The sequence below is a fragment of the Comamonas fluminis genome (assembly GCF_019186805.1).
GTDB classification, from domain to species: domain Bacteria; phylum Pseudomonadota; class Gammaproteobacteria; order Burkholderiales; family Burkholderiaceae_C; genus Comamonas; species Comamonas fluminis.
The window spans coordinates 4,330,974-4,343,840 of sequence record NZ_CP066783.1; the positions used below are offsets into that span (position 1 = coordinate 4,330,974).

At 60.3% G+C, this 12,867-nt stretch carries 10 protein-coding genes; 4 read left to right on the forward strand and 6 right to left on the reverse strand.

Features of this window, described 5'->3' with window-relative positions; genetic code table 11:
• Positions 1–7 precede the first annotated feature (7 nt).
• The 3 genes from JDW18_RS20000 to JDW18_RS20010 are packed head-to-tail and all read right to left on the reverse strand — an operon-like array spanning position 8 to position 5,729.
• Positions 8–3,139: an efflux RND transporter permease subunit gene (locus JDW18_RS20000; protein ID WP_218241344.1), complete on the reverse strand. Its 3,132-nt coding sequence runs from the start codon at positions 3,137–3,139 to the stop codon at positions 8–10.
• Between the two features lie 10 nt (positions 3,140–3,149).
• On the reverse strand, positions 3,150–4,460 hold the full coding sequence (locus JDW18_RS20005; protein WP_218241346.1) for an efflux RND transporter periplasmic adaptor subunit: 1,311 nt from the start codon (positions 4,458–4,460) through the stop codon (positions 3,150–3,152).
• A 12-nt stretch (positions 4,461–4,472) separates the two neighbouring features.
• Positions 4,473–5,729, reverse strand: coding sequence for a TolC family protein (locus tag JDW18_RS20010; protein ID WP_218241347.1), 1,257 nt, complete (start codon positions 5,727–5,729; stop codon positions 4,473–4,475).
• Between the two features lie 148 nt (positions 5,730–5,877).
• Between JDW18_RS20010 and JDW18_RS20015 the strand changes: the two genes are divergently transcribed.
• Together JDW18_RS20015 and JDW18_RS20020 are read left to right on the forward strand one after the other, a co-directional pair.
• Positions 5,878–6,567 carry a heavy metal response regulator transcription factor gene (locus JDW18_RS20015; RefSeq protein WP_218241349.1) on the forward strand — a complete coding sequence of 230 codons (690 nt, stop codon included), beginning with the start codon at positions 5,878–5,880 and terminating at the stop codon, positions 6,565–6,567.
• A 40-nt stretch (positions 6,568–6,607) separates the two neighbouring features.
• Positions 6,608–7,966, forward strand: a complete 1,359-nt coding sequence (locus JDW18_RS20020) for a heavy metal sensor histidine kinase (RefSeq protein ID WP_246610112.1) — start codon at positions 6,608–6,610, stop codon at positions 7,964–7,966.
• On the opposite strand, the gene JDW18_RS20025 is transcribed toward JDW18_RS20020, so the two are convergent.
• From JDW18_RS20025 to JDW18_RS20035, 3 genes are all read right to left on the reverse strand, one after another.
• On the reverse strand, positions 7,963–8,937 hold the full coding sequence (locus tag JDW18_RS20025) for a PDR/VanB family oxidoreductase (RefSeq protein ID WP_218241353.1): 975 nt from the start codon (positions 8,935–8,937) through the stop codon (positions 7,963–7,965). The two genes, JDW18_RS20020 and JDW18_RS20025, sit on opposite strands and share 4 nt — an antisense overlap.
• Positions 8,938–8,970: 33 nt before the next feature.
• A complete protein-coding gene (locus JDW18_RS20030; RefSeq protein ID WP_218241354.1) occupies positions 8,971–10,311 on the reverse strand; it encodes an MFS transporter in 1,341 nt (446 codons plus the stop codon).
• 206 nt (positions 10,312–10,517) lie between these two features.
• Positions 10,518–11,600, reverse strand: coding sequence for an aromatic ring-hydroxylating oxygenase subunit alpha (locus tag JDW18_RS20035; RefSeq protein WP_218241355.1), 1,083 nt, complete (start codon positions 11,598–11,600; stop codon positions 10,518–10,520).
• 147 nt (positions 11,601–11,747) lie between these two features.
• Between JDW18_RS20035 and JDW18_RS20040 the strand changes: the two genes are divergently transcribed.
• On the forward strand, positions 11,748–12,209 hold the full coding sequence (locus JDW18_RS20040) for a MarR family winged helix-turn-helix transcriptional regulator (protein WP_246610115.1): 462 nt from the start codon (positions 11,748–11,750) through the stop codon (positions 12,207–12,209).
• A 131-nt stretch (positions 12,210–12,340) separates the two neighbouring features.
• Positions 12,341–12,769 carry a hypothetical protein gene (locus JDW18_RS20045; protein ID WP_218241358.1) on the forward strand — a complete coding sequence of 143 codons (429 nt, stop codon included), beginning with the start codon at positions 12,341–12,343 and terminating at the stop codon, positions 12,767–12,769.
• Positions 12,770–12,867: the final 98 nt, after the last annotated feature.

Genomic DNA, 12,867 nt, shown 5'->3' on the forward strand with positions numbered 1-12,867 from the left:
CGCCCGATCAGGCCTGCGCTATTTCTCGCCGGTAACCCAGTCGGTACAGCAGCGGCAACACCAGCAGCGTCAACGCCGTGGAAGACAGAATGCCGCCGATCACCACCGTGGCCAGCGGTCGCTGCACCTCGGCACCCGTGCCCGTGGCAATCGCCATGGGCACAAAGCCCAGCGAAGCCACCAGCGCCGTCATCAGCACAGGGCGCAGACGGGTCAGCGCACCTTCCGTCACGGCCTGCTCCAGCCCCATGCCCTGCTCACGCAGCGAGCGGATATAGGAAATCATCACCAGACCGTTGAGCACGGCCACGCCGCACAGTGCAATAAAGCCAATGGCCGCCGAGATAGACAGCGGAATGCCGCGCAACCACAGCGCCACAATGCCGCCCGTCAGCGCAAACGGAATGCCGGTAAAGACGATCAAGCCATCCTTGACGTTGCCGAACATGGCAAACAGCAGCGTGAACACCAGCGCCAGAGCCACGGGCACCACAATCATCAGGCGCTGGCGTGCGGACTCCAGGCTCTCGAACGTGCCGCCCCAACGCGTCCAGTAGCCCGATGGCAGTTGCACGCCCTCCAGTGCCTGCTGGGCATCCGCCACAAACGAGCCCATATCCCGCCCGCGCACATTGGCGCTGACGACGATGCGGCGCTTGCCGTCTTCACGGCTGACCTGGTTGGGGCCCGGCGCCAGCTCTACCGAAGCGATGGTGGACAGCGGCACAAAGCCCTGGCGTGCATCGCCCACACGGGGCAGCGCCACGGGCAGGCGACCAATGCCGTCCATATCGTTGCGCAGCACCTCGGGTAGGCGCACCTGGATGTCGAAGCGGCGGTCGCCCTCGAACACGGTTCCCGCCTCACGACCGCCGAGCGCTGTACTGATGGCGTCCTGCACATCGCCCATATTCAGTCCGTAGCGCGAGGCTTTTTCACGGTCAATCTGAATCGTCAGCATGGGCAGGCCCGTGGTCTGCTCGACCTTGACTTCCGATGCACCGGGAATCTTTTGCAGCATGGCCGCCACGCTTTGCGCGGACTTCTCCAGCACCTGCATATCGTCGCCAAAGATCTTGATAGCCACATCGCTGCGCACACCAGAAATCAGTTCGTTGAAGCGCAGCTGAATCGGCTGCGAGAACTCGTAGTTGCTGCCGGGAATCTTCTCAACAGCCTCTTGCACAGCCGCCAGCAGATCGTCACGCGAACGTGATGGATCTGGCCACTGGTCACGCGGTTTAAGCATGATGTAGCCGTCCGAAATATTGGGCGGCATGGGGTCCGAGGCAATCTCGGCCGTGCCGGTGCGCGCAAACACGCGCTCGATCTCGGGGAACTGGCGGGTCAGTTCGCGCTCCAGTTGCATCTGCATTTCCACTGACTGCGTGAGACTGGTGCCGGGAATGCGCAGCGCCTGAATCGCAAAATCGCCTTCATTCAGATTGGGCGCAAACTCGCTGCCCATGCGGGTTGCCAGCAGCAGACTCAAGGCGACAACCACGCTGGCCGCCGTCAGCACCACAGCAGGCGCATGCATGACCTTTTCCAGCACCGGCGCATAAGCGTGGCGCGCCCAGGTCATGAGGCGGTTTTCTTTTTCTGCCACCTTGTCGCCCATGAACAGCGCAATCGCAGCCGGGATAAAGGTGATGGACAGCAGCATGGCCCCCAGCAGCGCAATCACTACCGTCAGCGCCATGGGGTGGAACATCTTTCCCTCCACGCCAGTCAGCGCAAAGATGGGCAGGTACACCACCATGATGATGAGCTGGCCGAACAGCAGCGGACGGCGTGCTTCTTTGGCAGCGGCAAACACTTCTTCAAAGCGTTCGCTGCGTGTCAGCGGCCGCCCTGCAGCAGCTTGCGCATGGGACAGACGCCGCACGCAGTTCTCCACAATCACCACCGCACCGTCGATGATGATGCCGAAATCCAGTGCCCCCAGGCTCATCAGATTGGCGCTGACGCGCAGTTGCACCATGCCCGTAAAGGTGAACAACATGGACAGCGGAATGATGAGCGTCGTGATCAGGGCAGCCCGCAGATTGCCTAGGAAGAGGAACAGGATGACCACTACCAGCGCTGCGCCTTCCACCAGATTCTTCTTCACTGTGGCAATGGCCTTGTCCACCAGATTCGTACGATCGTAAACGGTGACGGCTTTCACCCCTTGCGGCAGGCTTTTGTTGATCTCCTGCATACGCGCATGCACGGCCTGCGATACCGAACGGCTGTTCTCGCCAATCAGCATAAAGACGGTGCCCAGCACCACTTCGCGCCCGTTATCGGTGGCCGCACCTGTGCGCAGTTCGCGGCCCAGCTCCACATCGGCCAGATCACGCACGCGAATCGGCTGGCCCTGGGCCGTGCCGACAATGACTTCACGGATATCGGCAATGCCGTGGACCTGGCCCGGTGCACGGATCAGGTACTGCTCGCCCTGGCGCTCGATATAACCAGCGCCAACGTTGGCATTGTTGCGCTCCAGCGCCGTCACGATCTCGGCCAGAGTGATGCCGTAGGCAAGCAGTTTTTCTGGCTTAGGCGCAACCAGATATTCCTTGGCAAAGCCGCCAATGGAGTTGATCTCGGTCACGCCGGGCACGTTGCGCAGCTGGGGCTTGATGACCCAGTCCTGAATCTCGCGCAGGTCCATGGGCATGTAGGCAGAGCCATCGGGCTTTTTAGCGTCGTCATCGGCTTCCACCGTCCACAGATAGATTTCGCCCAGGCCTGTGGAGATCGGGCCCAGCGTGGGCGTCACGCCTTGCGGCAGCGCATCACGCGCCTGCTGCATGCGCTCATTGACCAGCTGGCGGGCAAAGTAGATATCCGTGCCGTCCTTGAAGACCACGGTGACTTGCGACAGGCCATAGCGCGACAGCGAACGTGTCTGCTCCAGATGGGGCAGGCCAGCCATCACGGTCTCGACCGGAAAGGTCACGCGCTGCTCGGTCTCCAGCGGCGAATAGCCTGGCGCCGAGGTGTTGATCTGCACCTGCACATTGGTGATGTCAGGCACAGCATCAATGGGCAGGCGCTGGTAGTTGTAGATGCCAAGGCCTATCAGCGCGATGGTGGCCAGCATGACCAGCCAGCGCTGTGCAATGGCAAAGCGGATGATGCGCTCAAACATTCAGCGCCCCTTAATGCACATGTTCGGCGGAGGCTTTGCCGAGTTCAGATTTGAGAATAAAGCTGCCGCCGTTGACATAGCTCTGCCCCGCTGTCAGCCCCTGCAGCACTTCGGTGTTCTGCGCATCGGCCTTGCCCAGCTTCACGCTCTGGGCCTTAAAACCACCCTCCACAGGCACAAACACCACAGGTTTGTCTCCGTCAATCTTCTGCACCGCAGAAGTCGCCACGCTCACCGCCACCTGCTGTGACGAGGCCGTCAAATCCACATTCACAAACAGGCCCGGGCGCCAGATGCCTTCGGGGTTGTCCAGCGTGATGCGAGCAGGTGCCGTGCGTGTGTCCTGCCCGATCAAGGCGCCCACATAGGCCACGACTCCCGTAGCCTTGGATTCAAAGGCCGTGGCCTGCACCACGGCTTTTTCGCCCACGCGCACAAAGGGCAGATCGGAAGCCGCGACCTTCATCTCAGCCCAGACCGAACGCAGGTCGGAGATGGTGAACACCGCCGTGCTGTCCTGCACGGCCTCGCCCACGGACAAATGCTTTTCCACCACCACGCCATCAAACGGCGCACGCAGCTCAAAGCGATTGAGGCCGCCCGCAGAACCGGCTCCTGCACCAATGGCTGCCAACTTCTGCTGGGCATTGGCCGCTGCGATTTCGGCCTCGCGCATGGCCTGCTGGGCCTGCAGATAGTCCTGCTCTGCCGATATCTTTTCCTGCCACAGCTGCTTTTCACGCTGGTAGGTGGTGCGCGCCAGCGCCAGGCGCTTTTGCGCGGCCATCAGCTCGCTGCGCTGCTCTGAAACTGCAGGGCTGCTGAGCACGGCCAGCAACTGGCCTTTCTTCACCATCTGCCCCAGATTGGCGGCGACACTTTCGACCACACCTGCGACGCGCGGCACCACGTGGGCGGTGCGATCTTCGTTGAAACGAATTTCACCAGGCAGTTGCAGGCTGCTGCCAATGGCTGCGGGGCCGGCTTGCAGCAGCGTCACGCCTGCGGTCTTGGCACGTGCAGCATCAAGCTTAAGCACACCCTCTTCGTGTTCTTTATCCTGTTCTTTCTCTGCGTGCTCGCCTTCTTCATGCGCATGCTCTTTTTCATCGTGCTTGTCGTCGTGTTTAGAGTCGTGCTTGTGCTCTGACTTGGCATCATGCTCATGCGATTCACCCGCATGTTCATGACCATGCGCCTCGGCAGCAGGTTTGGCGGGCTGGGTGCCATAGACAATGCCCGCAGCGGCGGCTGCGCCCAGCACCAGAATGGCGGCAATCGCGATGGCAGTGCGGCGCCTGGAGGAAGAGGTCTGATTCATGGGTGAAGGTGCTTATTCAAGGCCGGGAATGTCGCCAAGCTGGCGCGTGATATCGGCTGCCGCACGGTGCGTAGCCACCAGTTGATCGAGATAAAGGCCACTTGCCTCGGCCAGCGTGCGCTGCGCATCCAGCACATCGAGATAGCTGAATTTGCCCAGAGCAAAGCCCTTGGCCGCCACCTCATAGGCCGACTGCGCACCGGGCAACACCTTGCTTTGCAGCTGCTGGGTCTGCGCACGGCTGGTCTGCAGTTGCTCGTAGTTCTGCAACAGCTGCGCCTGCGCCAGCTGGCGAGCGGCCAGCAGCTCATCTTCGGCCTTGTCAGCCAGACGCAGAGCCTGCAACTGGTTGCCTCGGTTGCTGTCCAGAATCGGTAAGGGGATGGAAACACCCAGCAGCAGCTGATTGCGCCCAGCCTCCTCGGCACGCTTGACGCCCACGCTCACTGTGGGATCCGGCAGGCGCTTGGCGCGCTCCAGCTCTGCAGTAGATCTAGCCTGAAAATAGGCCTGCTGGGCTCTTACCACCTGCGCTGAATGCTCTATTTTTTGAAGCAACTGTTCCTGTGGTGGCAGTTGCGTAAGCTGGTCCATATCGCCCATGGCCTCACCAACAGCCAAGCCCGAGCCTCCCCATAGCAAGGCCAGTTGCTGCCTAGCCACGCGCAAGCCGGACTGCGCCTGGTTCAGTGCCAGTTGCGCACTGGACTCTGCCACCTGGGCCTTGGTTTCTTCCAGCGGTGCTGCCTTGCCTGCAATCACGCGCTTGGCTGCTGCATCGCGGGCCTGCGTGGCAATCTGCAGCGTCTTTTCATTGAGCTGCACACGCTGCTGGGCCGCCAGCAGGTTCACAAACGCGGTGCGCACATCGGCACGCAGGGCAGCACGGGTGGTGTCCAGCTCAGCCCGGGCCAGCTCCACGCCATGCTCGGCCACTCTCATACGCGCAGCACGTTTGCCGCCCACCTCAATGGGCTGATTCCACTGCAGTGATGAAGAACGCGTCGTGCGCCTTGTGTCTTCCTGCGAAAAAGCCAGCTCCGGGTTGGGTCTGGCCTGACTCTGGATCATCGCGCCTTCGCTGGCAGCCACTGCCTGCTGGGCTGCACGCAGGCCAGGGTTGCGCTCCATGGCCTGCGCCAGAGCGGTTTGCAGAGTGACTGCGGGCAATGTGGCACTGGCATTTGAGGCTTGCGCCCAGGCGCTACCACCGGCCAGCAGCAAGCTGGCACCCAACCAGCAGGCCGGGGCTTGCTTCAAGAATTTCATATCCGACTCCGCCCCGCCAGCCCTGACACGATGACAGCAGACTCTGGGAGCCGTCACACTCTAGTCCCGGCTGCGCGACACCGGCCCAACGCCAAGATGACAAATTCGTCATCTTGGGCGGCAACGGCTTTGCCGGACAATGGCAGCCATGAAGCTTTTGGTCATTGAAGACGAGATCAAGCTCGCCGAATATCTGCAAAAAGGCCTGAGTGAAGAAGGCTTTGTGGTGGATGTCGCCCATAACGGCATTGATGGCCTGCACCTGGCCACCGAGCAGGCCTACGACCTTATCGTGCTGGACGGCATGCTGCCCGGCATCGACGGCCTGGCCGTGCTGGCGGCGCTGCGCCAGTCCAGGCAGACGCCTGTGCTGATGCTCACAGCGCGTGCCCAGGTGGAAGACCGGGTCAAAGGCCTGCAAGGCGGGGCCGATGACTATCTGGTCAAACCGTTCGCGTTTTCAGAGCTGGTGGCCCGCATCCATGCGCTGCTGCGCCGTGGTCTGCAGACGCAGACCACACCCGAAGCCACCGTGCTGCGCATGGCCGATCTGGATCTGGACCTGATTCGACGCAAAGCCACACGCGCTGGTCAGCGGCTGGATCTGACAGCCAAGGAATTCAATCTGCTGAGCCTGCTGCTGCGCCGCCACGGCGAAGTGCTGTCGCGCACCGAGCTGGCATCGCAAGTGTGGGACATGAATTTCGACAGCGAAACCAATGTGGTCGAAGTGGCGGTGCGCCGCCTGCGGCTCAAGCTTGATGCACCGTTCGAGCAGCCACTGCTGCACACCGTGCGCGGCATGGGTTATGTGCTGGAACTTCGGCCCATGCCCTGAGGGCTGCGCCAGACTTCAGCATTCAGACAAAAATCACGCCGTGACTTCTCAACCCATACAGCACCTGGGCAAACGCCTGTCCCGCTCCCTGGCCCTGCTAACCATGCTAGGCCTGGGCCTGGTCTGCGTTGCCGTGTACTGGGGCAGCTGGCTGGCGGTGATGCAGCGCCAGCAGGAAAGCCTCAAGCACAAGCAGCAGGCCGTGCAGCACTTGCTGCAAGAAGGCCGGGCCTCGCACACACCAGGCGTGATGCTGCATATGCTCAGCGACTTTCTGACCGGGCATGACGAGCTGTCTCTGCGCATTACCAGCAGCAACGGCCAGTTGCTGTTCGAACAACTGCGCCAGCCCGTGGATGACAAACGCAGTGAACGCCGCAGCTTTGTCATTGATTTGCCCGCTGTTCAGGCAGAGGCACCGAAGCAAGCCGTGCAGGTATTGCTGATGCTGGACCGCCGCCCTGACGATGCACTGCTGCGCCAGCTGGCCTGGATCCTTGGTATCGCTGCCGTCAGCAGCTCTTTGCTGGTCTCCACAGCCAGTGCCTTTCTGGTGCGACGGGGCCTGGCGCCGCTGCATTCCCTGGTCGAACAAACCAGCCAGCTGGGCGCGCAAGACCTGAGCCGCGACTGGCAAAAGCGCCTGGACGATACCGACCAGCCTCAAGAGCTACGCCCGCTGATTGACCAATTCAATGCACTGCTGGAGCGCCTGGCCGTGGCCTACCGGCAGATGGAAGCCTTCAACGCTGACGTGGCCCATGAGCTCAACACCCCGCTTACAACGCTGATCAGCAGCTGCGAGCTGGCCCTGCGCAAGCCCCGCAGCGCAGAAGAACTGCGCGACATACTGGCCTCTAACCTGGAAGACCTGCAGCGCATGGCAGGCATTGTGGCGGACATGCTGTTTCTGTCTCACGCCGACCGCGGCGAGAGTGCGCGCCGCATTCAGGTTGCCAGCATTGCTGCGCTTGCATCCGAGGTGATTGACTATCACGAAGCATCGCTGCAGGAAGCCGGTCTGCAGGTGCAGATTGAGGGCGACGCCAGCGCCCAGGTCGATGCACGCCTGCTGCGCCGCGCCCTGTCCAATCTGCTGGGCAATGCCACCCGTTATGCCCGCTCTGGGTCAACCATAGAAGTGCTGATAAAGGAGGTGCCGCAGAAGCACAGGCTGCATCTCAGCGTTCGCAATCATGGGCAGCAGATTGAAGCCGCCCATTTGCCAAGGTTGTTTGACCGCTTCTATCGATCTGATGCTTCACGCAGCCAGGCAGATCGCAATCACGGACTGGGTCTGGCCATCGTGTCGGCCATTGCCCGCATGCATGGCGGCGAGGCCTTTGTCACCTCTGATGAACAAGGCATCACCACCATCGGCATCAGCCTGGCCATTTAAAGATCAAGCACCAGGCGTGCACTGCGCGAGCGGGAGCAGCAGGGTGTGAACTGGTCGTTGCAAGCCTGCTCAGCCTCCGTCAGATAGACGTCCCGGTGATCTGGCGTACCCTCCAGCACACGGGTGAGGCAGGTGCCGCACACGCCCTGCTCGCAGGAGTAGGGAATCTCGACTCCGACTTTTTCCAGCGCATGAATGATGGAGACACCAACCGGAATCTGAACCCGTTGTCCGGTGCTGGCAAGCTGCACCTCGAACGCCTGATCGCCATCCTGCACCTGGGGCGCATCCACCGTAAAAAACTCGCGGTGCAGGCAATCCTCACTCCAGCCCAGCTCGCGTGCTTTTTCCAGCACTGCATTCATGAAGCCACCGGGACCGCAGACATACAGATGCGTACCTGCATCATGTGCAGCCAGAACTTCCGACAGTTTCAGCTCACCCGCAGCCTTGTCGTCATCGCAGTAAAAACGAACATGGCTGGCATAGGCCGAATCGCGAATGCGGCGCACAAATGCCATGCGCTGCTCTGAACGGGCAGCGTAATGCATTTCAAAATCGGCGCCCAGCGTGTTCAGCCGCTCCGCCATGGAAAGCAGGGGCGTGATACCAATGCCCCCCGCCAGCAACAGGTGCTTGCGCGCTTCGTGCTGCAGCGCAAAGTTGTTGCGTGGTGCGCTGATGGAGAGGGTGTCGCCCTCCTTCAGCAGCTCATGCACTGCTGCAGAACCTCCACGCGAATCCTCGCAGCGCAGCACCGCGATCTGGTAGCGATCTGTTTCCTGAGGGTGGTTGCACAGCGAATACTGGCGCACCAGTCCATTGGGCAGAAAAACATCGACATGGGAGCCCGCCGAAAACCCGGGCAACGCTGCGCCGTCCAGCGACGCCAGCTCCAGCATGCAAATGTCCTGCGCCTCTTCGGTCTTGCGTGAAATACGCACATTCAATTTTGCGACCTGTGTACTCATATCGTCTCCTTGCTGATCCGGACTTTTGCCGAATCAATGCGCCGCTGCCATCTGTGCGGTGTTCGCTGGCTTGCGCCCTGCAGACAGCGCCGCCAGTGCCAGCATTGCCACAAACAGAGGCAGGGCGAACACGTAGTAGAGCTTGTTCGGCGTCCAGCCCGCATCAATGAAAAAGCCTGCGCACAGCGGCGCCAGGATGGCACCCAGACGCCCCACTCCAATCGCATAGCCAATGCCTGTGGTGCGCACCTCAACGGGATAGCTGCTTTGCGTTACCGCGTACAGGCCTGCCATGGAAGAGAACAGGAAGATGCCAATGGCAAATGCCACGGTGAAAGCCGCGTACAAGCCACCCGACACAGCCCCAAACAGTGCCAGGTTCACCCCAGCCAGCAGCATGGCCAATGCCGTCAGTCGCCCCAGATTCATCCGCACGGAAAGAGCGCCAAAGATCACGCCGCCAACCATGCCACCCAGATTCAGCAGCACACCGCCAGTGATGCCCTGTGTTGCGGAAAGACCGGCAGAGACCAGCAGCTTGGGAGTCCAGCTCAGCGCAAAGTAAAAGCCGAACATCAGCATGAAGAAGCCACACCAGATCAGCGCTGTCTTGCCAAGCAATCCATTGCGAAACAAACCCGCAATGGCGTTGCCAGTTTGCGCCTGCGTCTGCACAGAAAGTGCAGGCAGCTGAGCCATTGGCGCACGCCCCATCTTCACCAGCAGTGCATTGAGTTTTTGCAGCGCCTGCGCAGGGCGCCTGGAGATCAGAAAATCCACCGATTCCGGCAGGCGCCACAGCACCACGGGAATCATGACGGCAGTGGCAATGCCACCGGCAATGAAGACTGAGCGCCAGCCGTAATGCGTCAGCATCCAGGCAGCGGCCAGCCCGCCAATCGTGGCGCCCAGCGGGTAGCCAGCGGTGTAGAGTGCGATATTCATGCCCCGCCATTTATCGGATGAATACTCACCAATGATGACGGTCACGCTGGCCAGCATGCCGCCAATGCCAAGCCCTGTGACAACGCGCATCAGCGCCAGTTCATGCTGGCTGCGCGTATAGCCTGACAGCAGCATGCCAGAGGCAATCAGCACCAGACTCAGCAGCGTTACCCGCTGGCGCCCCCATCGGTCAGCCAGCGGGGCCAGCAGCAGGGAACCCGCAGCCATGCCCAAAAGCCCCGCACTGAACAGCACGCCGAGCTGCGCACCATTGAGCTTCCACTCTGCAGACACGCCCGCCGCCGTAAAGGCCATCACCAGCACGTCAAAGCCATCAAGGGCGTTGAGCAGGATGCAGACCACGATGGCACTCCACTGAAATCGGCTCATCGGCGCTTCATTCAGCTCTTTTCTCAGATCACTACTCATTCTTGTCTCCTGTTCGGAAGCTCCAGGCATTCAAGCCTTGGCATCTCTCTGGCAATGAGGTTTCGCGCTGCTCTAAGAGCCGCTAACACCACCCAGCAAACCGAAGGTTTGCGTTTGAGACGAGGCGCGAAGCCGCAGGCAGTACAAAAGTACGACAAGGCGAAGCAACGACGTATCAAGGGTAGTGTTAGCGGGTCTAAAGGCAATTACATGGAAAGTTCTGGCGTGGTGTCTTCGATCATCAACGCCGGTTGATAGATGAAGCCTGGCTCTTGCTCTTCGCGCTTGATAAGTGCATCCAGCATGCGGCGAGCACGAATCGGGGCTTCATCGACTTTGAGAGCCACACGAGGCACAGGGCCGCCGTATTCCTGCACCTGCTTTTGCTGCAGGGAAAGCACCACCGCGTCTTCATCAAACGTGTGCACGATGGCCTGGCGAACAGACTCGGTCAAAGCCTCATCGTCAAGGCGCCGATTGCGCGCCACGGACCAGAAATAGTGCGTGGTGTTTTCCGTTTCCGGCGTCAGCATGTGAAGGACGTGGCTGCGGTAGGCGTTGTCAGCCGAAGTGCCCACGGGGTACACGCCGAAGTCCGTCATGCAGATGGAAGGAGAAGAGCTCACCGCCGTCTGCCAGCGGTTGATGCGGCCCTGGTGATCGAGCACCATGGCAAAGAAAGGCGGCGCATCGATGTTGGGCATTTCACGGTGGGCACGTACCGCGCCATCGCCATGCACAGTCACCTTGACGGGATAGCTGGGAATGGCCTCCTCGTCTTCCTGACCAATGGTGCGCAGATGCACCCAGCTTTCATGCCCCAGGTCCATGAGGTTGTCCACCGCCAGACGGAAATCTGCATCCACATGGTGGTAGCCGCGAGAGCAGGCCCAGTCGTCGCTTTCATTCCAGTGAATATTGGGAATCAGATCGGAGTTTGCTGGTGCATCACCCAGCCAGATCCACAGCAGGCCATGACGCTCTTCCAGCGCGAATTTGCGCACGCAGGCTTGCTTTGGAATGTGCACCTGCCCCGGGGCCAGCGTGCAAGCGCCATCCACCGCAATGCGAATGCCGTGATAGCCGCACTGCAGCTCATCCCCCACACGGGTGCCCGCAGACAGCGGCAGCAGGCGATGCGGGCAGACATCTTCCAGCGCCGCCACACGGCCATCGGAATGGCGCAGCATGACGACCGCCGTATTCAGCAGCCTGCGCGCAACCACGGCGCCACCATCAAGTTCGGACTTGAACCCCGCCACATACCAAGCGTTCTTCAACCAGTTCATCGTGATCTCCTGTGCATCGAGGCAGGCATGCATTCGTCAGATGCAAGCCAGCACCAAAATTAGCGCATGCAAATATTTAGCGTTGTGATGATTAGTATGCGTACTATTTAAAAAAGTAAGATTGGGGAATTCCCTTGAATGAAAAACATGAAGAACAAAACAGACAACCTGAGCCTCTACACCTTGCCTGGTCACCACGCCAGACGCGTGCATCAGGCTGCGGTTGCTCTTTTCACGGAAGAAGTGGGCGAGCTGAAACTCACCCCCGTGCAGTACGCCGCTTTGCAGACCATCTGCAACACCCCGGGAATTGACCAGACCACGCTGGCCAAAGCCATTGCTTTTGACACCTCCACCATCAATGGCGTGATTGACCGGCTGGAAGCACGCGGCTTGCTTGAACGCAATGCCTCTGCAACAGACAAGCGTGTGCGCCTGATCACTCCCACCGCACAGGGCCAGGAAGTGCTCAAGGAAGCGATTCCCTGCGTTCTGCGCTCTCAAACGCGCTTGCTGGCGCCACTTACAGAGAAAGAGCGCAAGGAATATCTGCGCCTGACGCAGTTAATCATCTCCGCAGAAACCGGGCCTGAAAAAGGCAGCCGATAGCCAAACGTCTTACCAATTGCCCTGTCAAGCCACATACAGGGCACCAGCCCGGACTGCGGGTTTTAGACCCCGCCAGAGGGACATGAGCCCGGCAACGCTCTCAGCTTTTGCGCAATGGCGACAATTTGGCCATGCCCCAAGACAGCAACACCGATTATCAAAACCACCTTCAGGCAGGCAATGCGCTGGTGACCCAGGCCCAGAAGCAGGCAACCGAAGATTTCTCTGCGGCCCGCTCTCTGTGGCAGGCCGCAGGCAAGGAGTTCTATCTGGCCCACAAAGCCGATATGAACGAGCCCGAAGCAGCGTTCAGACTGGCTCAGGCCTGGATGGCCGAGGCCCATGCGCTGCAAAAAGAAGAGAACAACAATGCGCTGGTGATGTGGGCCAATGCAGCAGCGCAGTGCGAACTGGCCTTTGATCTGGAGCCCGAAAACGGCCGCATCGCCATGACAGCCGCCAGTTGCCATTACTTTGCGGGCCAGATGGATGCAGCCAAGGCCTGGCAACTGATTGGCAAGCAACTGCTGCCGCCAGAGCCTTCTGAAGAGCAGGCTTGACGCTTCTGTTTTGATAGCTGACAGCGTTTTTCAGGCGTCGAATTCAAAGAAATACCTGCTGAACTCAAGACCAGTCAGCCGCTGAAAGCTACATCTTT

Coding starts and splice junctions, on each gene's coding strand:
- JDW18_RS20000 (WP_218241344.1), bottom strand. CDS start 3,139: ATGTTTGAGCGCATCATCCGCTTTGCCATTGCACAGCGCTGGCTGGTC.
- JDW18_RS20005 (WP_218241346.1), bottom strand. CDS start 4,460: ATGAATCAGACCTCTTCCTCCAGGCGCCGCACTGCCATCGCGATTGCC.
- JDW18_RS20010 (WP_218241347.1), bottom strand. CDS start 5,729: ATGAAATTCTTGAAGCAAGCCCCGGCCTGCTGGTTGGGTGCCAGCTTG.
- JDW18_RS20015 (WP_218241349.1), top strand. CDS start 5,878: ATGAAGCTTTTGGTCATTGAAGACGAGATCAAGCTCGCCGAATATCTG.
- JDW18_RS20025 (WP_218241353.1), bottom strand. CDS start 8,937: ATGAGTACACAGGTCGCAAAATTGAATGTGCGTATTTCACGCAAGACC.
- JDW18_RS20030 (WP_218241354.1), bottom strand. CDS start 10,311: ATGAGTAGTGATCTGAGAAAAGAGCTGAATGAAGCGCCGATGAGCCGA.
- JDW18_RS20035 (WP_218241355.1), bottom strand. CDS start 11,600: ATGAACTGGTTGAAGAACGCTTGGTATGTGGCGGGGTTCAAGTCCGAA.
- JDW18_RS20040 (WP_246610115.1), top strand. CDS start 11,748: ATGAAGAACAAAACAGACAACCTGAGCCTCTACACCTTGCCTGGTCAC.
- JDW18_RS20045 (WP_218241358.1), top strand. CDS start 12,341: ATGCCCCAAGACAGCAACACCGATTATCAAAACCACCTTCAGGCAGGC.